The sequence below is a fragment of the Cupriavidus sp. GW821-FHT07C08 genome (assembly GCF_059419025.1).
Window position 1 is genome coordinate 325,868 of record NZ_JBWKQZ010000002.1, and the last position, 22,157, is coordinate 348,024.

General features: G+C 62.0%; 26 protein-coding genes and 1 pseudogene. 14 read left to right on the top strand and 13 right to left on the bottom strand.

The window, feature by feature from the left end; all coding sequences use genetic code 11:
• Window positions 1–58 precede the first annotated feature (58 nt).
• The 7 genes from AC07UK_RS04655 (at window position 59) to AC07UK_RS04685 (ending at window position 6,188) form a co-directional block, all read left to right on the top strand.
• A complete protein-coding gene (locus AC07UK_RS04655; protein WP_058698184.1) occupies window positions 59–487 on the top strand; it encodes a hypothetical protein in 429 nt (142 codons plus the stop codon).
• 3 nt (window positions 488–490) lie between these two features.
• Complete coding sequence (locus AC07UK_RS04660) at window positions 491–1,291, top strand: hypothetical protein (protein WP_058698183.1); 801 nt, start codon at window positions 491–493, stop codon at window positions 1,289–1,291.
• 12 nt (window positions 1,292–1,303) lie between these two features.
• Window positions 1,304–1,873, top strand: a complete 570-nt coding sequence (locus AC07UK_RS04665; RefSeq protein WP_058698182.1) for a single-stranded DNA-binding protein — start codon at window positions 1,304–1,306, stop codon at window positions 1,871–1,873.
• A gap of 212 nt (window positions 1,874–2,085) precedes the next feature.
• The gene (locus tag AC07UK_RS04670) at window positions 2,086–3,162 is read left to right on the top strand and encodes a primase-helicase zinc-binding domain-containing protein (protein WP_058698181.1); all 1,077 of its coding nucleotides are present in this window, start codon (window positions 2,086–2,088) and stop codon (window positions 3,160–3,162) included.
• A 103-nt stretch (window positions 3,163–3,265) separates the two neighbouring features.
• Window positions 3,266–3,475: a hypothetical protein gene (locus AC07UK_RS04675; RefSeq protein ID WP_058698180.1), complete on the top strand. Its 210-nt coding sequence runs from the start codon at window positions 3,266–3,268 to the stop codon at window positions 3,473–3,475.
• 153 nt (window positions 3,476–3,628) lie between these two features.
• Window positions 3,629–4,852 carry an ISL3 family transposase gene (locus tag AC07UK_RS04680; protein ID WP_116318649.1) on the top strand — a complete coding sequence of 408 codons (1,224 nt, stop codon included), beginning with the start codon at window positions 3,629–3,631 and terminating at the stop codon, window positions 4,850–4,852.
• Between the two features lie 1,000 nt (window positions 4,853–5,852).
• On the top strand, window positions 5,853–6,188 hold the full coding sequence (locus AC07UK_RS04685; RefSeq protein ID WP_176844252.1) for a reverse transcriptase family protein: 336 nt from the start codon (window positions 5,853–5,855) through the stop codon (window positions 6,186–6,188).
• A gap of 8 nt (window positions 6,189–6,196) precedes the next feature.
• Here the strand turns inward: AC07UK_RS04685 and AC07UK_RS04690 are convergent, their stop codons facing one another.
• The 3 genes from AC07UK_RS04690 to AC07UK_RS04700 all read right to left on the bottom strand — a co-directional run bounded on the left by AC07UK_RS04690 (window position 6,197) and on the right by AC07UK_RS04700 (window position 9,078).
• Window positions 6,197–8,269 (bottom strand): recombinase family protein, encoded by a 2,073-nt coding sequence (locus AC07UK_RS04690; protein ID WP_058698177.1) that lies wholly within the window; start codon window positions 8,267–8,269, stop codon window positions 6,197–6,199.
• 136 nt (window positions 8,270–8,405) lie between these two features.
• Window positions 8,406–8,738: a DUF6788 family protein gene (locus tag AC07UK_RS04695; RefSeq protein ID WP_058698176.1), complete on the bottom strand. Its 333-nt coding sequence runs from the start codon at window positions 8,736–8,738 to the stop codon at window positions 8,406–8,408.
• Window positions 8,739–8,790: 52 nt separating this feature from the next.
• Window positions 8,791–9,078, bottom strand: a complete 288-nt coding sequence (locus AC07UK_RS04700) for a DUF5372 family protein (protein WP_058698175.1) — start codon at window positions 9,076–9,078, stop codon at window positions 8,791–8,793.
• A gap of 17 nt (window positions 9,079–9,095) precedes the next feature.
• On the opposite strand from AC07UK_RS04700, the gene ltrA reads away from it, so the two are divergent.
• On the top strand, window positions 9,096–10,130 hold the full coding sequence (gene ltrA / locus AC07UK_RS04705; protein ID WP_081050307.1) for a group II intron reverse transcriptase/maturase: 1,035 nt from the start codon (window positions 9,096–9,098) through the stop codon (window positions 10,128–10,130).
• 83 nt (window positions 10,131–10,213) lie between these two features.
• Here ltrA and AC07UK_RS04710 read toward each other — a convergent pair whose 3' ends face one another.
• From AC07UK_RS04710 to AC07UK_RS04720, 3 genes are all read right to left on the bottom strand, one after another.
• Window positions 10,214–10,339, bottom strand: a complete 126-nt coding sequence (locus AC07UK_RS04710; protein WP_256333827.1) for a hypothetical protein — start codon at window positions 10,337–10,339, stop codon at window positions 10,214–10,216.
• 90 nt (window positions 10,340–10,429) lie between these two features.
• Window positions 10,430–10,912: a hypothetical protein gene (locus AC07UK_RS04715; protein ID WP_143010732.1), complete on the bottom strand. Its 483-nt coding sequence runs from the start codon at window positions 10,910–10,912 to the stop codon at window positions 10,430–10,432.
• 11 nt (window positions 10,913–10,923) lie between these two features.
• Window positions 10,924–11,925 (bottom strand): PRTRC system protein D, encoded by a 1,002-nt coding sequence (locus tag AC07UK_RS04720; protein WP_058698174.1) that lies wholly within the window; start codon window positions 11,923–11,925, stop codon window positions 10,924–10,926.
• A 1,112-nt stretch (window positions 11,926–13,037) separates the two neighbouring features.
• On the opposite strand from AC07UK_RS04720, the gene AC07UK_RS04725 reads away from it, so the two are divergent.
• A complete protein-coding gene (locus tag AC07UK_RS04725) occupies window positions 13,038–14,189 on the top strand; it encodes an integrase domain-containing protein (protein ID WP_058698173.1) in 1,152 nt (383 codons plus the stop codon).
• 1,128 nt (window positions 14,190–15,317) lie between these two features.
• Here AC07UK_RS04725 and AC07UK_RS04730 read toward each other — a convergent pair.
• From AC07UK_RS04730 to AC07UK_RS04760, 7 genes and pseudogenes are all read right to left on the bottom strand, one after another.
• On the bottom strand, window positions 15,318–15,470 hold the full coding sequence (locus AC07UK_RS04730; RefSeq protein ID WP_158577659.1) for a hypothetical protein: 153 nt from the start codon (window positions 15,468–15,470) through the stop codon (window positions 15,318–15,320).
• Window positions 15,471–15,522: 52 nt separating this feature from the next.
• Window positions 15,523–16,113 (bottom strand): hypothetical protein, encoded by a 591-nt coding sequence (locus AC07UK_RS04735; protein WP_058698171.1) that lies wholly within the window; start codon window positions 16,111–16,113, stop codon window positions 15,523–15,525.
• Window positions 16,114–16,167: 54 nt separating this feature from the next.
• Window positions 16,168–16,440 (bottom strand): hypothetical protein, encoded by a 273-nt coding sequence (locus AC07UK_RS04740; RefSeq protein WP_058698170.1) that lies wholly within the window; start codon window positions 16,438–16,440, stop codon window positions 16,168–16,170.
• A 485-nt stretch (window positions 16,441–16,925) separates the two neighbouring features.
• A pseudogene (locus AC07UK_RS04745) lies at window positions 16,926–17,039 on the bottom strand (DUF5131 family protein); the annotation flags it as partial.
• Between the two features lie 593 nt (window positions 17,040–17,632).
• Window positions 17,633–18,076 carry a DNA translocase FtsK gene (locus AC07UK_RS04750; RefSeq protein WP_058698168.1) on the bottom strand — a complete coding sequence of 148 codons (444 nt, stop codon included), beginning with the start codon at window positions 18,074–18,076 and terminating at the stop codon, window positions 17,633–17,635.
• Entirely contained in the window at window positions 18,066–18,683 is a 618-nt protein-coding gene (locus tag AC07UK_RS04755) for a DUF1173 family protein (RefSeq protein ID WP_081050304.1), read from the bottom strand. The genes AC07UK_RS04750 and AC07UK_RS04755 overlap by 11 nt, the downstream gene beginning before the upstream one ends.
• Complete coding sequence (locus AC07UK_RS04760; RefSeq protein WP_058698167.1) at window positions 18,683–19,132, bottom strand: hypothetical protein; 450 nt, start codon at window positions 19,130–19,132, stop codon at window positions 18,683–18,685. Before AC07UK_RS04760 ends, AC07UK_RS04755 begins: the two co-directional genes overlap by 1 nt.
• A gap of 158 nt (window positions 19,133–19,290) precedes the next feature.
• On the opposite strand from AC07UK_RS04760, the gene AC07UK_RS04765 reads away from it, so the two are divergent.
• The 5 genes from AC07UK_RS04765 to AC07UK_RS04785 all read left to right on the top strand — a co-directional run bounded on the left by AC07UK_RS04765 (window position 19,291) and on the right by AC07UK_RS04785 (window position 22,104).
• Window positions 19,291–19,806, top strand: a complete 516-nt coding sequence (locus tag AC07UK_RS04765) for a hypothetical protein (RefSeq protein ID WP_058698166.1) — start codon at window positions 19,291–19,293, stop codon at window positions 19,804–19,806.
• Window positions 19,807–19,971: 165 nt separating this feature from the next.
• A complete protein-coding gene (locus tag AC07UK_RS04770) occupies window positions 19,972–20,181 on the top strand; it encodes a hypothetical protein (RefSeq protein WP_058698165.1) in 210 nt (69 codons plus the stop codon).
• Between the two features lie 88 nt (window positions 20,182–20,269).
• Window positions 20,270–20,752, top strand: a complete 483-nt coding sequence (locus tag AC07UK_RS04775) for a hypothetical protein (RefSeq protein ID WP_058698164.1) — start codon at window positions 20,270–20,272, stop codon at window positions 20,750–20,752.
• 12 nt (window positions 20,753–20,764) lie between these two features.
• Window positions 20,765–21,550, top strand: coding sequence for a hypothetical protein (locus tag AC07UK_RS04780; RefSeq protein ID WP_058698163.1), 786 nt, complete (start codon window positions 20,765–20,767; stop codon window positions 21,548–21,550).
• 317 nt (window positions 21,551–21,867) lie between these two features.
• The gene (locus AC07UK_RS04785; protein WP_058698162.1) at window positions 21,868–22,104 is read left to right on the top strand and encodes a hypothetical protein; all 237 of its coding nucleotides are present in this window, start codon (window positions 21,868–21,870) and stop codon (window positions 22,102–22,104) included.
• Window positions 22,105–22,157: the final 53 nt, after the last annotated feature.

The following is a 22,157-nucleotide window of genomic DNA, read 5'->3' on the forward strand; positions in this document are numbered from 1 at the left end:
CGCGGGTACCCGTTATCCGCCGGCTGGCGGGTCTCCGGGTGCCTGTCCGGAGACCATCATGGAAACGACAACAGCGGGATGGCAGCTCGACTTCTTCGGTGAGGCGGCCGCCATCGTAGTGCCCCCTCCCAAGCTCGACCCGTTGCCCGACCCTTCTCTCTGGAGCAAGGCGGTGCGCGAGAAAATGGTCGACGCTCTCATCAGCCTCGCCTGCGATAGCCGGCGCGGCGACAACATGCCGGAGTCCCTCATCGACTGTGCCGAGATGCTGCGTGCCCGCATGCGCAATCGGCCTCTCGATCTGGAGGAATACTCGATGACGCTCGGCTGGATCTTTGGCTACTGGAATGGCGCGTTGCCATATAGCTACGTCTGCGCAGTATCCGGGGTCGACCCTGAGACCCTGCAAGACGTGATTCTCAATCATGCCAGGCTGCGTTGCGACCTCGATGTGGTCCGACGTTTGTGCTGTGGCTCCCTTCTTTAGACCATGACTTGGCTCAATCTCATCAAGCGTGTGGCCGGTGTTCTGAGCGCGGAACACAGAGGGTCATCCTCTCCCAGCACGATCCCGGTCGGCACGGGCGCCGCCAACGAGCGGCAGTTCTATGTTCACGGCGTCCCCCATCTGCTTCGGGACGAAGGTGATCGCGTGATCCACTTCGTTGGGGGCTTTCATCATCGGCTGCAAAGCACGCCGTATGGCGACAAGCTGCTGCCGGAGGTGATCCCTCGTTGGAAACAGGTCAGCGTGCATCCAGGCGAAGCGCTGGAGAAGGTCGCGGCTGACGTCATTTTTCAAGCCGAGCGCGAACTCACGCCGGACGTGCCGACAAGTAGTGACGCGCCAGCAGGAGGGCGCCGCTTTCAGCCAACGCGTAGCTTGGATGGCGCCCAGCCATCGCGCAGCAAACGCGAAGACGGCGAGCGGGAAGGGGGCGGAAGCGCCTCCTCTGAAAAGGGTTCCTCTTCCGCCTACACCGTGGGCAAGCTCATCGAGTGGGGCGAAATGGAGTTCCCCAACCGTAAGTCTGGCGGGCCTCGTACCTACACTTCGTTTGCCGTCAAGCTGTACACGAGTGCCGGCGAGAAGACCCTGCAGGGCGAAGGTCTGAAGGACGCTCTCGCAGAAGCCGGTTGCAAGCTGGGTGACCGTGTTGCGGTCAAACGCCTGCGCAAGGAAAAGGTGCCAGCCTTCGATAAGAAGACTGGCGATCCCATTAAGGACCCAAGGACCGGAGAGCAGAAGCTCTGGGACAGGTGGGTCTGGAACATCAATCTCGTTCATTGAATAGGAAGCACCATGGCATCCGTCAACAAAGTCATCCTCCTGGGCAACCTCGGGGCAGATCCTGAAACTCGTTACATGCCCAGTGGCGACGCGGTGACAAACATCCGTATTGCGACCACCGATCGCTACAAGGACAAGCAGTCCGGCGAAATGAAGGAAGCCACCGAATGGCATCGCATTTCGTTCTTCGGCAAGCTGGCAGAAATTGCTGGTCAGTACCTGCGCAAGGGTTCGCCGGTCTACATCGAAGGCCGCATTCGTACGCGCAAGTGGCAGGATCAGTCCGGCCAGGACAAGTACAGTACCGAGATCGTCGCCGATCAAATGCAGATGCTCAGTGGTCGCGCGGGTGTCAACGATGACGACGGCGATGCCGGCGCAGAGCGAGCGGATTCGCAGCAGCGTCGTGGGAGCGAGCAGCGCTCGGCTCCGCCAACGCAACGCTCGGGCGCGGCGCGTCAGCAGCCTGCGCAACCGCCGTCGGGTGGATTCGGCGGATTCGACGACAATGAGATTCCCTTCGCGCGACCTGCAGTGCTCGATGGCATTCCCTTCCGCAACGATGGCGCGCCGATGTACTGACGCGCTCCTCCAAGAAGTGCCTCTTTGAACTAACTGCTACCGGCTTGCCCGGTAGCAGCGGTGCCTTTCTCGGCCGCTCGGCCAAATCCCCATATTCCCCTCAGCTAAACGCAATGCTGAAAAGACCTTCTGGCCTCGGCCGGGATGTCTTTTGAGCAAGCGTTCCTTCGCCTGTCTCAGGCATCGACCAACCCTCCACCTGGAGCCATCCCATGAAAGAACTGAGTGATATCGTAAAAAGCTGGACGCCCGCTCAATGGGACGCTCTGGTGAGGCAGTACGTGCCAGCGGAAGTCCTGACGGACAACTTCTGGCGAGGACGCCCAGGTCCGTGCCCCCTCTGTGGTGGCCATGACCGCTTTACCTATGACAACAAACGCGGCCGCGGCGATTGGGTCTGCCGGAAGTGCAATGCAGGGAATCCGAAAGCCGGCGACGGCCTCGAGCTCGTGCGTTGCTACACCGGCATGACCTACTCGGAACTGTGGCGGGACTTGAATGGCGAGCGGGCTGTGCCGATCGACCCCCCCTTTACGAGGCCAAATTCAGCTCGCCGGGGGAAAGCAGTAGATCCCGCCACCAAGATGCGGCGTATTGCGAAGCAGTGGGAAGCTGCTGCCGGGCTGGTGCCTGGCGATCACGCCATGCGCTATCTTGCTGCCCGGGTTCCTGGCCTGCGCGCGCCGCGGCCAACGGCCTTGCGCCTGGCGGTGCAGGACTATTGGTATGAAGGCCAGCTTGTTGGCCGCTACCCGACCATCGTTGCGCAATTCACACGGCCAGATGGGCGCATGGCCACGGTGCATCGCACGTCGCTCGACCCGCGACAGCCCGCCAAGGCGACGATAATCACTGCGGATGGGGAGATCCTCCCGGCCAAGCGCAATGGTGTGTCTGCGTTGCCGCTGACCGGTGGTGCAGTGCGTCTGATGCAACCGCGCGATGGTGAAGTTGGTGTCGCGGAAGGGCTGGAGAGCGCCTATGCGGCGTACATGCTCTTCGGCGTGCCGGCATGGAATTGCCTCAACCGGGTACTGCTGAGTCAGTTTGTGGTGCCGCCGGACCTGGGCATCCGCACGGTCCACATCTTCGCGGATTTTGACAGGATCGACCCGAAGACCCGAAAGTCCCCAGGCATGGCCGACGCGCTCGCGTTGGAAAAGCGGTTGCGCGCCGAAGGGCTGCACACCGTCATGCATCGACCAAAGGTTCGTGGAACCGACTTCTGCGATCAATGGCGCACCGAGTACCAGTTGCGCCTGATGTCTCAACAGGCTGTTACCGCCTGATCAGTTCGCCACCAGCCGGTGGCGCCTTACCTAACCTCTGCCCTGTGGGTCCTTCCCACAGGGAAGGAGTCCCCCCTTGGCAGGCTCTCCGAGGAGAAAAGCAATGCCGCAAAAGGGTTTCACAGCAATCATCAATAAACTGCATATCCAAGCTATGCGTGCGACCGCCGCTACGGAAGTTCAGGCCGGACAATCGGAAGCGCAATTCTTCGATGTGTACCGCCGAGAGCCGTCCGGTGGCTTCACGTTCCTAGACCGGAAGTTCTCGTTCGATTCCGCCCTCGACTACTGTTTGGCGCCGACTCTTCACTGAGAGGCCATCCCATTCACAAAAAAGCCCAGCAAACTGCTGGGCTTTTTTTTGGTTCTTCGCCGATCTGCGTGACCGTTTAGAAACAAAAAGGGCCAACACGCCCACCACTGTTATCTTGGAGTTGCGACACAACAAGAATCAGGAAGGTGGAGGTTGGCCCCACGCGATTGTATGGCCCAGCTCGGCTGCTGGGAAGGCTATCGCATGCGCGATAGTTGGGAAGAGACCCGCAATGGGCAGCGTATTTGCATCATCCGGCTGGAACCTAAGGGGCGCCGTAGGCGGTGCTGCGATGGCTGTGGTCGGGGCGTTAGCAGTATCCATGATCGGGTAGAGCGGCGCGTGCGGGATCTGCCTGTGTTCGAGATTCCGGTGGAGCTGATCGTGCCGCGACTTCGTCTGGCTTGCCGGCGATGTGGCCCGAAGCTGGAGCGCCTGGACTGGCTCGCGCCCTATGCGCGGGTTACGACGCGGCTTGCGGCCAGCGTAGCGCAACTGTGCAAGGTCATGTCGTTGCGCCATGTCGCGGCCTTCTACCGGTTGGCCTGGACCACGGTCAAGCGCATCGATCTGCGCCATCTTGAGCGGGAATTGGGACCGGTCGATCTGAGCGGGGTCACGGTGATCGCGATGGACGAGTTTGCGATCCAGAAGGGCCATCGCTATGCCACAGTCATCGTCGAGCCGTCGAGCAAGCGGGTACTCTGGGTCGGGCGCGGTCGCTCCCGAGAGGAAATCCGGCCCTTCTTCAAGCTGCTTGGCCCTGAAGGCTGTGCCCGGCTTCGCGCCGCGGTGATGGACATGAATACCGCCTACGACCTGGAAGTGCGGATGCACTGCCCGCAAGCGGAGGTTGTCTATGACCTGTTCCACGTGGTGGCCAAGTACGGTCGTGAGGTCATCGACCGCGTCAGGGTGGATGAGGCTAATCGGCTGCGCGGCGACAAGACCGCTCGTCAGGTGGTGAAGTCTTCTCGTTGGTTACTGCTGCGCAATCGGGAGAACGTCACGCGTGAGGCCGATCAGATCCGGCTTGATGAAATACTGGCTGCCAACCAAGCGCTGATGACCGTCTACGTGCTCAAGGACGATCTCAAGACGCTCTGGACATATCGGCATCCCGGCTACGCCCGGCGCTTCTGGCAAGGGTGGTACGAGCGCGCAATGGCCAGCGGCATCGCACCTCTGTGCCTGTTCGCCAAACGCCTCAAGCCATATTTACCCGGCATCCTGGCTCACAGCCGCTGGCCGTTGGGAACCAATCTGGTGGAAGGCATCAATAACCGGATCAAGGTCATCAAACGGATGGCCTATGGCTTCCGCGATGACCATTACTTCTTCCTGAAGATCCGGGCGGCCTTCCCCGGAAATCGGTGAAGAACCTTTTTTTTTTGGTGCGCCCGGCAGGGCGCACTCACTTGAGGGTGCAAGTCCCTTACACACCCGGCAAGGGGAAGTGTTAGCCAGAGACAAGGGTTTCCCGGGCGACTGGGAGTCTGAAGGAAGTCCGAGGCAAAGCGCTGGCCTGACGAACAGGAAGCGGATGAGGCGTCGTATCGGGGTGAGGTAGCCAAAATTGCCAAAGCCCAGTACTTGCACGGAACGGTGCGGCGTATATCCGACAGGCATAAGCGTGAAGGTGGGTGCGTCATACCCGGGGAGATCTGCACCGCTGCCATGGTGCTACCGACGTCGAGAGGCGTCGGGATGGCGGTGTAGAAGTCAGCAGAGGCCATATTGTGCGCTGAGCAGCGCGTTGTTCGGGAGGGTTCAAGTCCCTCTGACGCTCAGATGAGGGGCGTCATATCCAAAAGCGGGGGTAATGCCTCGCTGGCCGGAGAGAGAAGGCAGGTATGGAGATGCCTAACCGGGCACGAAGGCGAAAGCCGGAGACAGCCAAGGCAGACCTGGAGCCACCTTCCCGTAGGTCTCCGGAGGGCAGGGTGTCCACCGCGAGGTGGAATCCGAAGGGCATGAGGAGAAGTACCGGGCCGTAGTCGATGGGGGCTGCCCCGATGACGAACCGGTCGGCCAAAGGTGGGGCAAGGTCGAGCCCGCAGTATGGGGGCGAAGGCGTTCTCATTCACCCACCGCACCAAGGTGTTTGCGGACGGCACGGTACGGAAGAACAGCGTGTGACCTCAGGAGGACTGGCACAGTCTGCGGGTGGCACCGCGGGAAGTGAGCCTATAAGCGAGGAGCGAAGTGGCGAGCGGTGCTGTGCCAGTAGTCGGACGGCTGAGTAGTACCTGAAGCGTGGCCAAAACCACGTGACCGAGCGATCGGCGACAGAAGTGGGTCGGGGAAGGCAGCCGGCGAAGATGATTGGGAAGAGCCCGGACGACAGTGAGTAAGGACACGGAGGAGGATCAGTTCCATGAGTGAAATACCCGTACATCCGCGCCCGAGGAGACTGTCTGACTGGATCAACCCGATGGAAGCAAGGAAGGTCCACTCATTAATTGACAAGGTTTTTCAACGGAAGAATCTGGAAGTCGCCTGGGAGCGAGTCCGGGCCAACCGGGGCAGTGGCGGTGTCGATGGAATCAGCGTGGCAGACTTTGCCGAACAGGCGGACCAGCATCTGGACCGTCTGCAGGCAGAACTGCGTGCGCGGACCTATCAGCCGCAACCGGTCCGGCAGGTCTCGATCCCGAAAGTCGGCAAACCGGGGGAGTTCCGCAATCTCGGCATACCGACGGTGATCTCATAATGCACCTCTCACAGTTGAGTGTGGGAATGTTGCCCCCGAAGATGCCCTGAAGTGCGCACCCAGTCCCGCAGTTGCTGTTCCTTGACGGGATCCAGCGTGATCCACCATGGGCCCCGCCCGTCGAGCTTACGAGCGTGGACGACTTGGCGCTCAATCCAGTAATACACGACGTGTGGACTGATGCCCAGTCGGTGAGCGAGTTGCTGAACCGTGAGTTCGTCAGGCCGCATGAAGTTGGTCGCCGCAATCCCGTACCGGAAGCGGATCCATTTGACCATGGAGAGCGTGAACGATTTGCCAGTTGAACTGCGCAGGCCTTCCTGATTGAGGTGCGCAGCGATTTGCGGGTCGGACAAATGTTGCGACAGTTTGCGCACGTGCTCGACGGTTGCAGTGGGATAGCGCATCGCGTCGGCGACCGGCTTGGGCAAAGTCACGGTGGTGTCGGTACAGGTGCCGCCCTGCCAACGCACGTGTAGGACCACCTGTCTGGTTGCGGGAAGTTTCTCGACCGTAATGTCCCGGATGAGCAGTCGCAGCATGCGCTTGCGATCCTTCGCCGGGGTCGCCGGAGCACGCCAGAGGCGCGGCAGATTGCGCGCCAGTGCGAGGATCTGGGCCTTCTGTTCGGGTGTGGCAACGCGCGCCTTCTGGCTCTGGAACTGGGCGGCTTCCGTCTTGATCGCTGCGAGGCGAAGCATCGCGTCATTCCAGCGCCGCTCGAGGGTGCCCGTGACCAGACGGTTGGCGGGATCGCATTCCTGATAGCGACGCTCGGCAAGAGCGACTTCATACTCGGCGCGTTCGATGCGCATATGCCACTGACGCATGATGGCCTGATCCCGCTGCTCGAGTTCGTTCAGGGCGGTCACGGCGAGTTCGAGTTCGGCTGGCCGCAGGGCCGCGAGCATCGCTTCGCCGATCGCGTTGTCGAGCAGGTCGCTGCGCACGCTCATGCAATCTCTGGTCGCTAAACCCTGGCGGCGCTGCGCATTGCACAAGTACATTGGGTAGATGCCACCGTTACCCTGGTAGCGCACGGTCAGCGCCCGACCACAGCAGCCACAGATCAGCATCCCCTGAAGCAGCGCCAATCCTTCACGCGCCGGACCGCTGAGCACGGTGCCTTCACCGTTGGTCCGGTTGCCCGCCAGGCGTGCCTGGTTCCGCTCAAACTCCTCCGGGCTGATGTATCCCTCGTGATGGTCGGGTAGATGGACGCGCCAGTCTGCCTTGGGTACCGGCTGCACGCGCTTATGCACCTCCCCCTGTGGCGTGATGCGCTGGCGGTACTGGTACCGTCCAAAGACATAAATGCCCGCATACGAAGGATTCTTGATCAGGCCGATCACGCGCTCATGGCTCAGGCGCCCCCAGATGAGCCGGCCCGCCCAGGCGCCGCCATAGGCGCGCTTCGGAAAGCGCAGGCCATCTTCGGCAAAGCGCTTGACGACCGCGTATGCGCTGCCGGTCTCTCGAAAGAGACGAAACACCAACTGCACGGCGCCGCGCACCTCGTCATCGGGATCCAGGACGATGTGGCCTTCGTCGTCATAGCACAACCCAACCGGGAGCGGAAAGCGCAGCTCACCCTTCTGCGCCTTGTTGAGCTTGCCGCCTTGGAGGCGCCCGCGCAAAAAGTGCAGTTCCGCCTGTGCCATTGTGCCTTTGAGACCGAGCAGCAGGCCGTCGTTGAAGTCGCCTGGGTCGTAACAGCCATCGGCGTCGATTACCAGGGTATGGGTGAGGGCGCACAACTCGAGCAGGCGATGCCAGTCCAGATTCGAGCGCGCCAGGCGCGAGACCTCCAGCGCAAACACGGCGCCCACGTGCCCCATCGAGACATCTGCCACCAGCGTCTTGAAATCCTCGCGGCCCGTCATCTGCGCGCCTGACTGACCGAGGTCCCGATCCAGGATCCGGATCGACGTTTGTGGCCAGCCCAATGCCAGCGCTTTGTCGCGCAACGCATACTGGCGCTCGGTGCTCTCCTGATGGTGTCGCACCTGGGCCAGCGTCGATTGGCGGATATAGATGTACGCCGGCTTGCTCTGATGTTGGGGGGTGATCTTGGTGTTCATCGACGGCCTCCTCGGTCAACTCCAGCGCGGGCTCTGCGGTGAGCCAGGCTTCGAGCATGTTGGCGATGAGTACGCCGGCCGATTGCAGGTCGATGGAGTTGGTGAGCGACAGCGGCGACTGGCTCACCGACGCCCCTTATAGCGCCTCGCGGCGGCGTAATAGTTCGCGATTGATCTCGCAGATCTCCTCGATGATCTCGCGGACCCGGTGATAGTTCGCCAGGTGTTCGGTGACGTCGGCGTAATCGGCCTGTGGCACGTAGTCCATTTGTGGTCGGCGCCCGGGAAAACTCACCGACAAGTAGTACTTGGGGCCATGACCTGGGCCATCGGCGCACTTGCAGCCAGGCTTGCCACAGCGCTTGTAGCGTTCGATGAGCGAGCCCCGCAAGAGCGTGTCCAACGCCGGCATTTGCTTGAGCAATTGCGCGCGACGCCTGCGTAATGTTGACGACGGAATATCTTCCATTGGCGGACCACGTTAAAAACTGGTCTGATAGTAGGGCAATGAAATGCATTGATCAAGCTCCTTTGGTTGATGACTTCTTGGAGGACGAAGCGGCAAGCTGGTCGATCAACGCGATCAGCTCCAGCAGCATGCCCAGATCGAAGCGAGACACAGGGATCTCGCAATCGTCTTCGACGGCAGGCGCGCCCCAGTCGGTCCATTCGCGGGCAATGCTGAAGCTGCCGCGCTCGACATGACCCAGTAGCAATGTGTCGACGCCTGTCACCCGGCGCGTCTTCAGGACCGGAAAACGCTGGCCCCGGAGCGGATGAAACGGATGGCGGATCTCAGCCCATCCCAAATGCTCGTTGAGCGCTTGTGCAGTTCGCGCTGACCGTCCCCTCTGCGCTCGACAGGTTCGTCCAGCAGGCAGTGTTGCAGGTGCTGCAAAGGCAGTGGGACCCGACGTTCTCGGACTCCAGTTACGGCTTCCGTCCGGGACGCTCGGCGCATCAGGCCGTGGAGCGCGCACAGGGCTACATCCAGGCAGGGCATCGCTGGGTTGTAGACCTCGACCTCGAGAAATTTTTCGATCGCGTGAACCACGATATCCTGATGAGCCGGGTGGCGAAGCGGGTCAGCGACAGGCGCGTCCTGAAGCTGATCCGCTCCTTCCTGACGGCAGGTGTGCTGGAGAACGGGCTGGTTGGTGCAACGGACGAGGGCACGCCCCAGGGCGGTCCGCTGTCACCGTTGTTATCCAATCTGTTGCTCGACGATCTAGACCGCGAGCTTGAGCGACGCGGACTGCGCTTCGTGAGGTACGCAGACGACTGTAACGTCTACGTGCGCAGCGAACGCGCGGGCCAACGGGTGATGGGTGGGCTGAAAGCCTTCCTCACCAGCAAGCTGAAGTTGAAGGTCAACGAGGCGAAGAGCGCGGTCGCCCGGCCACACACTCGGAAGTTTCTGGGCTTCACCTTCTTGGGGCGGGAGCAGGTCAGAAGGCGCATCGCGCCCAAGGCCCTGGCTCGCTTCAAGGATCGGGTCCGGGAACTGACGCAACGCTCGCGCGGGATCAGCGTCGACCAGTTGATCGGCACGCTGAAACGATATCTGACGGGCTGGCGTGGCTACTTTGGTTTCTGTGAAACGCCCAGCGTGCTCAAGCAACTGGATGAATGGACCCGACGCCGCCTACGCTGCTTCTTCTGGACGCAGTGGAAGCGTGGCCGGACCCGATTCCGGGAGCTAGTTGCGCGAGGCGTGGACCGCAACCTTGCCGCACAAACGGCGGGTTCGCCCCACGGTGTCTGGCGCCTAAGCCACAGCCCGGCACTGAACAAGGCGCTGTCGAATCGTTACTTCCGCTCGTTGGGCCTTCCGTCGCTGGGACCATCGCCGATCAACTGATCCGAACCGCCGTGTACGGACCCGTATGCACGGTGGTGTGGGAGGAGGCAGGCCGCGAGGCCTGCCCCTATCCCGATCGAAGATCAGCCGCGCTTTCGGTTTTTGACGCCGTTGTAGACGACCAGGACGGCCTCCAGAAGACACCACCCAATCAGGACAGTGAAGACGAAGCGGTTAATGCCTTGAGTCGTGGACAGGTATTCAAACATGGCTCGGTATCCTCCTGTTTTCTCTGAATGCTATTAGGTTGCCACATGAAGAGGCGGAGTCAAGCGCCGCCGTGCGCCGCAGATTCTCGCTTAGCCGAATCGCGCCATTGCGTCATTGAGCGCACCGAGATCCAGTCCCGCAAGCGGATCAGGACCGTCCGCGGCAGGCTCAGATGCGGGCGCCGGTGTAGCCCGTGGCCGCTCCTGTGCATGGGCTGAGGCAACCTGCGGTCGATCCGCAGCAAGCCGGCCTGCCGCAGCCGGCGACAATGGCAGGATCGCGGCTACTGTAGCGTATGGTGCGGCGGTCTCCCGCTCCCTCGCTCCTGAGGGTTCGGGGTGAGCCAGCAGCGGTGGAGGCGGTACCGGTGCTGCAACGGTCGGCGTCGTTGCAGCAGTGGGAGGACGCAGCAGCGTGTCGGGACCAGCGCTGAGCACAAGCTGCAGCCCCCGTTGCGCGAGCAGTTTAAGCATGAACGCCCGCTCCCGAGCTCCCGGGAACTGCCGCAGATACGCGAGCAGATCAGGAGCCGAGTCGGCGGACAGCGTCACGGTCATCTGGAGCTTGTCCATGGCGGGCGTCCTCAGGCGGCCTTGGCGACTTGCCGTGCGGAACCGATGGTATAGAAGCCGCGAACGTTGGCGAAGCAGGGCGCGTCCATGATGTGGATCACGTTGTGCGGGAAGGCAGCACGAATTGTCGGGGCGTAGAGCTGGGCCCCGCCACCAGTCAGGATGATTGCCCGGATATCGTCGGTGCGGCCGACGCGTGCCTGGATTTCCTTGACCGGCTGATGGGTGACGGCCATGGCCTCTGCCAGGTAGGGCGAAACGTCCAGATCCTGACCGAAAAACACCATTGGCTTGGCGTCGCGGATGGCCTTGTCGATGCGTTCGATGCTGTCGGTGGGATGCCCACGGTCAGCCGAGATGAGGCTTGCCACCTGTTGGTAGATGCGCGCGACGCCTCCAGGCACCCCGCCGCTTCGCGTGTCGTCCATGGTGTAGCCACGCGCCACCACCCAATCGGTTGTGAAGTAGCCGACATCGATCACCAGGTATGCGTTCTCAGGGTCGTACTTCTTGCCGTTTTGCTGGATGTACGTAATCAGCGTGCCCAGCGGCTGCGGCAGCGGGAGCACGCTGTTGATGTGAACGTCGCCCCACCCAAAGTTATGGGTGCCGGTGAAACGGTCCTTGAGGTAGGCAGCGTACTTCAGCGTATTGTGCACCGGCAGGCCCAGGACGAGCCGATCAACTTCCATGGCATTGGCATAGTGCAGCGAGCCGGCGAGCAGGGCAGCGTAGTTGGGTGTCGTTACATAATCCTCAGACAGGGAGCGACCGGTATGGACATGAGCGGCGCTCAGCGAAACATCGGGTCCGACCTCGTATCGCGCACCATCGACCTCCACATTCACTACGTTTCGAGCCCGGAAGATGCCGCCGGTATGCGCGGTGAGAGAGGACGTTGCGGCAATGGGTGCCAGCGAGGGGAACATGTTGGTTGCGATGTCCGAGCCAAGCGGAAAGGCGGACTTGGTGTTGCCGTAGCCAACATCGATTGCGACGGTCGAGATTCTCATTTGTGCTCCTTGGCGATTCATTGAAGTGGATGGCTCCGATGTGTCGAATGTCCTTCGTGTTCCGAGCAAGTGGGACTTTGTACCTCCGAGCCCCATTCACTCGCCTCAGGTCGGTGGGAGCATCTGGGACTTGGTCGGACTTTGTCGGTCTTGCTTTGAGAGCGTCGGATTAGATGGCACATCGACATAGCCCACTCTACCGTCGGAAAATCGAAGTCAAGTCGCCGAAAGCTCGCGATTTTGCAGTGGCAAACGTTGCCGTTTGGCCCATGCCTGGTATATGCTTCGAGCACTTACCGCGTCCCCGACGCATCGACCTCGCCGCCAGTTGCGCGGCAAATCCAGCACGCAAAACCCCGACATTCGGGCCTTGCGATCGCCAGTTGTTCACGCCGGAAATTGAAACGGCATTTTTTTCAATTAAATCAAATGGACCGTGTCGGATAGTGAGGACACCGGACACCGCGATACCAAGCCGATTGGCGGTCTGTTCGTGAAAATAGACCGCAGTGTGGACAATTCCGAAGCCGGACACCGGACAGGTGCTCTGTGGAATTTCCACGAATGCCCGACGCCCTTTCAGCCGCTTGGCTGGGCGCGGATCACGAAGCCCGACACACCGCAGCAGGGATGATCCGGCTTTGGGGCGGGGAGCTGTTTGCGTACCGAACGAGCGGTGGACGCAGGCTTCTGAGCAATATCGACCCGGGGGGCGCTACCGGTACCAGAACGGCGCAACAAGTAATCACTCATCACGGCATCGGCCGGCTGCACCAGGACGAAATCCCTGGCGCCGTCAGGCTGGCATCCATTGATGCACCGGATAGGGTGGCCGCGCAGCGGCGTGCAAGGCGAAGGCCTGCGCCCGCACTGCGGACAGTCACGACGCATTGCTTCCATGCTCAGGGCTGATCGGTTTGGCATCGCTAAAGGACAGGAAGGTAGTGGCAAGACCGGCTGGGTGGGCTGGAAAGCTGGGGGTGGTACCCCGGAGCACCGAGGGGACAAAGCCGGATCGGGGGTCGGCGCTGTCCAGCAGCGAGCTGCGAGGTCCCATGGCGGACACTCGCCCGTGGCCGCACGCGCGAAGCGCAAAAGTTCGAGAACGCCGTATGACTAAGACTATCAACCTGCGCCCCATCATTAACCAATACAACCTGCCGGAGAGATTCAAGGCTGAGTTCGCAGTACTGGCTGCGGAACACTTGCACCTGCCGCATAGCGGGACGCGAGTTAGCGGCAGATCGCTGTCGCAGATGTCACAGCGACAGCGCGTGCAGGCACTTCTCGCCATGTTCGTGGAGCTGCGCAGCATTGGTGGCATGGCCGTAACCTCGCCCTACAGCATTCGGCAGAAGCACATCCGCTGGCTGGTCCAGTATTGGGTGGAGGAGCGCAAGCTGAACGTGGGAACGGTGGAGCTACGCCTCACCCACCTGCGTGCGCTGATGTCATGGATGGGGAAGACCAACGTGGTCGGCCGAATCGAAGACTATGTGCAGCGACCGGCCGGATACGAGCGCAGCTATGTTGCGCGCGAAGACCGTTCGTGGGATGGCAAGGGCATTGATGCGGCGGCGAAGATCGCCGAGATCGCGGTCACGGACGCCCACGTCGCACTGCAGCTCAAGCTGGAAGCTGGCTTTGGCCTGCGAGCAAAGGAAAGCTGGCGATTGCGGCCTGCTTTGGACGTCCTGCCATCGGGAATGCTGCTCGTGCATGACGGCACAAAAGGCGGGCGCGCCCGCCGGGTCCCGATAGAGTTCGGCTGGCAGTACGAGTTGCTCGGGCAAGCGGCAACACTTGCATACGTCACGAATCCGGAGCGAGGCACGCTGATGCCTGCTTCCTTCTCCCAGACTCGGTGGCGCCGACGCTTCTATACCGTTCTGGAGAAGCACGGAATCACCAAAGACGGCGACGGTGTGACGGCGCACGGGCTGCGTCACCAATACCTGCAGCAGATGTATAAGCGGGAGAGCGGCCAGCCGGCGGCTGTGAAGGGGAGCGGGCCAGTTGTTGATGTGGAGGCACACCGCGAAGCGATGCGCAAGGTGGTGGAGGCCGCTGGCCACAGCCGGGCGACCAAAGCGAATGCCTATCTTTCTACCTATTCCACCCAGTTGAGCTTGGGTAAGAAGGAACCCACTCTGAATGAGGTCAAGGCCGCTATCTTGGCCGCCGATGGCAACAAAGCAGTGGCTGCGCGGCAGCTTGGGATTTCAAGGACCAAGCTTTATCGAATTCTCGCGAAGGAGGGCTGAGGCCGGGACTGCTCTTCGGAAGCGGGCTCTTATCCGACGCTGGTCGGCCGGCCTTCCGGCCAGTATCGGCAAACGCTCGATCGCGAAGGTATGAGCATGCTCATACTGTTTTCCCAGAATGCTCGCAGGAGAAGGGTCGCTTTTACCGAAAAGCCGCGTCGCTCCATCGAGCAAAATCTAGCGAGGGCTCGATCCAGCGCTGCCGCGAGCGGCACGTTGCCATTTCTGTTGCGGCAACTGGGGGGTCTTTGAGCTAGCAAAGCTATCTGGACTGGGGCTGGCTGGTTCTTTCCATACTCGTACTCACGGCGGTCCTTGCGATCCCTTTTGCAGGAACTGGTAGCGCCATGGCCTGCACTTGGGTCGTTTCGTCCGGTATCGCTTTGCCTTATCGAACCGCGACAATCGACTGCGTGCAAAGCCAGCGTACGGCCGCAAGAGCTCATCCAACAACCGTGAAGGTCGGTGCGCTGTGGAACGCGAGTTGGGGACGATCGTGCGTAGGCTGCCGCCAGCGCGACCAAGGAGCCGGCCGCGCGGACAAGCTCCTGTACAGCGTCTGGAGCCGGCACCGCCTTTGCCGAGTCGGCGCTGGCCAGCCAGGCGAATGAAACGCGCCCGCGCTGGCCGCTCGCCCGGATGCCGGCATGGGCGGTGGCAAGTCCATCGGGGACATTCGCATCGACTTTGGCAGCGATGGGAAGGGATCCACGCCGGCAAAGTGAACCAGTTCTGCGATGCTCACTACACTGTATGCAGGTGCCGCATCATTGCGCGCGATGTAGGCTGCGGCTGGTGCGCAAAAGTCGGCATTCATCCGCGACGCTGGCGCGCTGCGGGGGCGAATCCGCTTCCCTGATTTCGTCCGGAAGGCCTGCCAGCCTAAAGCTCTCGGCCTGCGACGCCTTGTCGCCAAAGTCGGCGCTGGATGCCAGGTGCCACGGTCGAGCCCAGCGCCACGTCCATAGTCGCGCAAGCTGCCTCGCTCACCGGCAGGCAACCGCTCTTCCTCGTAGAAGTCGCTGTCCCGCGGCAGCGCGCGAGCGGCATCAGCCGCCCCCCGAGTGAGGTGTTCGCAGACCAGAGCGCCGTTCGCGTCTGGGCGGAGTGCATGACCGCATATGCGCATTAGCACAGAATTCGGGTGTGGCTGGCCTTGGTGATGACCGGCTGCTGGCCATGAGCGAATACGTAAGCACAGGCTGGTGCCGGTAAGTCCTTGGCGCCGACCTTGGTCGGTGCGAGGAAGAAGAGGATCGAGAGGGCGGGCGGCCGCAGCATTTGGATTTCCAGATCAAAGTAGCGCTTCCAGCTTGCCGCAGGCCGGGCGAAGTCAAGGTTCGGTGCTATCCGGAAGGCTGTCCACGGCTCGGGCGACGAACTCTTCTAGAATTGGGAACGGCCATTCGTCGTTCTCCTTCGCCTCTTCAGCGATGATCGCAGTCAGGGCGGGTACGTGTTCGAACCGGACCATTGGGGCACCATCGATATAGATAACCTTGGATCGCCGAACAACCTTACGATAGCGGCCGGCATCCTCGATGACGGTCTCCGGCGGCGAGACGTGCTTGAACTGAAAACCCGGCTGCGCCAACGCTGCGGCCATGGCTGCGAATTTCGGCCCGTTCGTTGCCCAATCGGTGGTAGTCGATGCGAGCAGGTTCAGGAAATAGGGGATGTCGGACGAGGTCAGCTCACGCCGGGCGAGCATGGAAATCGTCTGCTGGTCTGCCGGCCGGTGTTCCACCCGGGAGTTCCAGATCGCGCGCAACTGCGCAGAAGCGGTGTCCGTGTCGGTGGATTCCAGGCGGACTGGCGACGTTGAGATACCGCATTCCTCACAGACGACGACAGCCTGCAGACGGCCGGCGATGAAGAGGGGGGCGCCATCGCAGTGGGCGCAGTTGAGCAGGCCGGTTGGCATGGCAAGGTCCGGGTGGAGAAGCCGGAATTATGCCTTGCACCGGCCGGCTGCCCGTTAAGATCGCTCGTCGGGCTGTTCGAATACCGGCTCGTTGATGGCGAGGTATCGCGTCGAAGTGCTGAGCAGGCCGCGGCGCGCCGTGCCCTGGAAGCCCTGCAGCATTTCGCTGTGGTCGCGAAGCGTCCGGCCGATCTGCCAGAACTCGTTGAGCCAGTGACCCTCAGGCCCCATCGAACCGCCGTGGCGGCCGGTTGCGATCGCGCCGCGGATGGCTAGGACGGTCTCAGGCTTCGGGTATTCGGATTGGTCGTTTTCGAACTGCTGCATTGCTACCTTGGTTGATTGGCCCAGTGCAGGGCCGGGTGGAGGTGGAACCCGGCGGCCTCTCGAAACAACTCGGCGGCACGGCGGATATATTGAAGAATCCATTCTGAGACGAGCCTGCGTCGGCCAATACGTCCAGCGCCGAGGCCAGTTCGAACCGTGCCGCGGAACGGTTCGATGACCCGGTCGCCTGGTTCGGTGAGAAAGCGGACAAAGAACTCAGGAATTGCCGTCGGCTGCATGGTGCCATGAAGTGGCAACCCGAGCGCTACGGCTTCCTGCCGTACTGCACCGCTGGCCCCGCTCGAGCACATTTCGCGATAGTCGGCCCGGTGTGGGCTCGCCAAAGGACCGGGGCCGGATTCGGTAGGCGCCATCACCATAGACGGTGGTTCTGCGCTCCCCGCCGGCGTCCATCAGGCGCTGGTGACATGCCGTGTGCGCCTCCAGCACACGCAGGTTGTTGGCGCGGACGCTGGCCGGGTCGTTCGTGAGCCAGAGTACTCGGCATAGCAGTTGTCGCAGCCCGGGCCCACTTTCGGGCACCCCTGCCACGGTTTCCAGCTGTGGTCTGCCCACTCGATACGGGTGTTCTCACTCATGCTGGCACATCCTCGAACATGTCGATGGTACGGCGTGTCGCGTTCGGGCTGGCCGTCCTCGGCGAGCAGTATTTGACCGATATAGGCCGATCCGAGACCACAGTAAGGGTAATCGGTCTCGGTCCAGCCATCTTCGAAGTCCGCAGGAGTCCGATAGGGGCCGACCAGCTCGTAGCGCGGCTCCGCGCAGTCGCCCTCGATGTCCCGGCGCTCACGTTTGGTGGCGACGAGCGCGGCCTCGGCGTCATCGGCTTGAATGACGGCGCGGTAGACGATCTCAGTGTTGTAGAGCGGCATTGGTGAATCCTCCTTGCCTACCAGGCTTTCGTGGATGGTGAATGCTTTAGTGGACCGCCTGAACTATCGTGAACCTAGCGTAGCGCGCGCGACCCGAAGTCACGCAAGGAGTGAACCATGTGGACTTGCACGAAGTGCCGTCTCTCGGTGATGTTTAACACGGCAGACCCACAGCTGGACGAACGCGGTTTCTTTTTCACCTGCCTTGGGTGTGAACATAGAAATCCGCTCGCCCGGGTTGGACCAACGCACAGGGGCGACGATGATCCCCTGTATCTCGCTCAAGTCGTGGATGCCTAAGGCTCACCAGAGTCCAGCGCCGCCCCGCTTGCCCTGAAGCATCGGACCGGGAACTCGAAGAGCGTCGCGCAGGCGCACTGGTCGCCGCAACGAGCCGAGACGGTTGTCTCTTCAGCCAGGCCATAGCGAATGGCAGAGGCCCGAAGGTGGGCCGCGTCGATGCAATCTTCGGTAAGCGCGGCCAACACCTCCTGCGCAAAGCCGTTCAGGCGCGCAAGTTCCGCGCCGATAGGGCCGTGGATGTAGAGGTAAAGGCCGTTCTGCATCTTGCGAACGGCCATCGTTTCGGCGGCCATGCGGGCCAACAGTGCTTCCGCAGCCTCCCAGCCAATGCGCAGATGGCGCTGGATTAGCGCCACCGACGCGGCGCGGTGTTGGTGGACCAGTTCCATTGCCCTATGGAACAATTCTCCATCCATCGCTGCGTGTTCAGCCTGCATGGGTGGCCTCCGAGGCTGTCCCGACAGGGGACGGCAGCCGAACCGCGGAAAGCGGTTGCGCGGGAGCGTTCCATTCGACGAACGGCACGCTGGCGGCGCGGTAGTGCTGGCGCTTTGCCGCCATTCGGGTGACGTACTCCGGGTTGCCAGCCATTCCCAGCACTTCGATTACCACCTCCGGCGATGTGTCGGTCAGCACGAAATCGGGATGAACCGGCGCGTTGACGATGTGCCGGAGCGGTTTGCGGAAGGCGCGCCGCTGTGCCACCAGGTGGTCCGCCATCGCCACCTCGTGCGCCGAGTCGCAAGGCAGAAACTGCGCGTTGGTGAGCATCGCGGCCGCGTCCGCGATCGTCAGGTAGTTCGACTTGGATCGTTCGAACAGCAGGATCGCCACACAACGCTGATCAGGTTGACCCGCCCCCGCGAGCGCCGTGCCATGGGAGCGCCGCCAGCGGGCGAGCAGGAAAATATCTCGGTGGCGCCGTATCACTAGCGTCGGGCGGAGCGTGGAGGTCTTGCCCGCGCCGGCGTAAGCCTTGACCTTGAGGGCGTCGCCGCCCTTCACCGCGTCAACGACGGCGTCCCGCTCGTCGGTCGGGGCCATTAGACCACCTCCAGCGCGGCTTGGCGGTTCACGGATTCCCACGCGCGGCGTCGGATCTCGGCGTGGCCGGCGTCGGCCTCGGCCACCCGGCGTGCCCGGTCACCGCTCAGTTCGTCGACGATGTAGATGAAATTGGTTGCGGTAGTCGGGCCGGGCCAGGACAGCCACTTCGCGCGGATCTGCGCCTTGCCGGCTTCCGGCAACGAAAAGAATCGGGTACGGGCCTTGCGCCACACGCGGGCCTCGAACGCACGCTGGCTCGCTTCGAACCTGTCCGCTTGCCGTTGCCGGCGATCAATCTCTTCGTCGGCTTGGTGCTGCTCCGCGGCGACGTGCTCGGGGAAGAGCGGGTATCGGTCGCGCTCGCGCTGCTGCTTGCGCGCGAAAGCGGCCTGCCGGCGGGCGTTGAACTCGATGGGGGTGTAGCGCCCGAAGCGGGTGAAGCGCATGGTAACGAGGTATCGAATGGTCTATGACCAAGATACCGGCGCCATCGCGAAGTCAAGGCCGCCGGCCGGCGAGATTCGCCAAACACATTCTCAAGGCGCCCGTGGCGGGAGTTGCGCCCGAAAGCTATAGAATTTGGGGTATCTTTTCGGGAAATCCCATGTCATCACCCCAGACCCCCGCCGTTCGCGAGGTTTCCCTCGGCGCGCGGCCCAAGAGCGAACGCGAGTTCATCCCGCCCGGCGACCCGCAATACGCGGAAATCGCGATGCTTGATGCCTTCACGTTCAAGCGCTATCTCGACCGGACGTTCTGGTACCCGAGGCGGGAAGTGCTGCGCTTCGAGGTTCGGGCGATGCCGTCGCCGACCGGCAGCATCTACGACGTCGTGGCGCTGGTCGCGTCGGGGGAGGGCGAGGCGTGGTTTTCTGAGGCCGCAGTGCCCGCACGATGGGACTATGTCGCCATCAGCGAAACCAGTCACGGCCTGTCGAAGATGCAGACCGCCAAGCTGAAGGCAGAGGGCAAGCTGCCCGCTGACTATGAGCCGTTCGGGGACGATGGGCCGGTGCTGGATCACTCCAACCTGGAGAACCCGGAAGAGGTTGACCTGCGCCGGTGGGATGTGGTGAACCGCGTGCGCGAGGCAAGCCGGCAGCGACGCGCGACAGGTTGAGCCGCAGCTGGGGGGACTTGTCCCCGAGCGACGATTCGCAGTAATATCCGCCCGATTCTTCGCGCTTTCAGCGCATCGACCCTGCCGGTGTACCGGCCATCTTTTTTTTCCACCCATTGGGGCTTTGCCCAATGGGGAAGGCTCCATTCTTTTTTGGAGCCTTGCATGGTTGTCTCCTCCCGTATCAGCGCTCTGGCTGTCTTTGCGACGGTCATCAACCTGTTCGCGGTCCTGTATTTTCTTATCTTCACCGCCGACGATCGCCTTGCGATGATGCAAGTGCACTTCGTTGCCGAAATCGAGTTTCTGGTCCTGATCAGTTGGCTTCTTGCGAAGCTGTCGATTGCGGAGCAGAAGCCTTCCATTGCAGGCTGACCCATCGCGGGCGCCTGCCAATCCATCCACTACCCACCGGGGAAACGTCCCCGGTGGGGCGTTTCTCCAACTCGCTTGAGGAAACGCTATGTTCATCCACTCTCTTTCCATCGAAGTCGGGCCGGTGCCTGCCGATGAATCCTGCGCGCAGGTCGGGCACCCCGACTATGAGGCGAAATCTCGCCTGGAATGCGCGGTCTACATCCGTCAGCTGAAGCGGGTCTTTGGCAATCCGGATCCGCTCACGCTCACGTTTGAGCGCCGCGGATTTGCGCACGACCTCGGCCGTTACCATGAAGTGGTTGCCATCATGACGGCTGCGGGCGCGGATCTATTCGACGAAGCCAAGGTCCCGACGGGCTGGGATGCGATAGCGCGCGCGGAGCTCACATGGCTGCGCCTACAAGCACGGTGGCGCGAGCAGGTCGTTGCCGGAGCTGTCGACATGACGGAAGTGCCGGCCGTGTTCTGCAGCACCACGATTCCGGATTTCCCTGATCACCCGGTTTCGGCCTGGTGGGCGATGGGCTTCTCGCCCTTGCCCGCTGGTCCGGCGATCTCCCTGCACTAATTTGGAGGCCGCATGTACAACGAAATCATTGAGCGCTTCGTCAGGGCCCAGGAGGCGGCATGTGCAGCCTATCGTTCGGCTGCGAGCTTCGAGCGCGAGTGCCTGGCAGGCATCCCCGGGAACAGCCACACTGTGGAGATTCGCTCCGAGTATGGAACGGCCAGGGAGCTTGAAAGCTTCTGCTCTTCGCTTGCCGGCAATGTGGTCAACCGCGCTCGCCGCGAGTTTGCTCCTGCGGGAACACGTCTGGACATCGACGATACCAAAGAGCATGAGCACGCGGGCCTGGACATCGGCAAGGCGCTCAAGGCTGGGAAGATCCCCGACATTGACGGGCTGTGGGCGTCGCTTCATGACCGCTATGGCGGGAGTGGCGGCAAGGAACTGGCCTACCAGCAAGCTGCGCAGCGGATCATCAAAGGCTTCTGGCTCAACCGGCGCAATGAGGTTCAGCGCACCGCGTCAGCGGTGATTCTGCGCATGCGAGTGACTTCGGAAGGCTGCTACGGGCGATCGTGCAGGAAGGTGGGCTACTACAGCTGCCAGACTGCCGCGGATTGCCTGCAGGGCCTCACCGCTTTTGCTGCCAAAGCGGGTCACTCGTCGCTGGCCAGTGGCCTCTCGCGTATCAATGTCCACAACATTGAGTACAACTACCGCGAGAAGCAAAGCCATCCTGGGCTTGACATCGTCTTCTTCAAAGACGGGTGGGAGTTCAAGTTTTCCCACCAGGTGGCCGAGGCGTTGATGCTGTTCATCGGCGAATTTGGCGCTGCGTTCATGGAAGAGACGGCCTGACACGCGATGTAAGCTACCGATGGTGAGACGCGGATTCCCGTCACCGGCCATGCCAAATCTGAGAAGCCATTCGAGCCGGCGATGCACCCGATCTCGATGACTTCCGGGAAACGTCTGCGCCGCATCTATGGGGCCAACGGACACGCCATGGCCGTTCAGTAAACGGCCCAGACACTCCCACGGGCCCTTGGGCTAGCCAGCAGTATGGCAGCCCGGCGCACAGCCACGGCGATGCGGATGCGTTTGGTGGCGATATCGGAACAGGTCGACGGCGCCGAACATCCGATGCGGCAACTGCATTTCGGCTCGCTGGAGCGGTGATAGCCGCCTTCTTCGCGCTGGCAGTGTTTGCGCGCTGCATGAGCCACGCGCCGCTGGCAAGTTGCCTGGCAAGGTGCCACGCAAGCGATCCATTCCAGCCGCAGCAGCGTCAGACCCTCCCTGGCCTCAACAACATCCAGTTAAACGAGTACTGGGAGTTGCGCTTCGCACTTCCGATCGCGGGCACGTTGCTGGCCTTCGTCCAGCAGCAGGCTGGCACCTACCGAGTTTGAATGGCGGATTTCGCATTCGATCCACTACATGCCTCGTCTTTGATGGGGCGTTT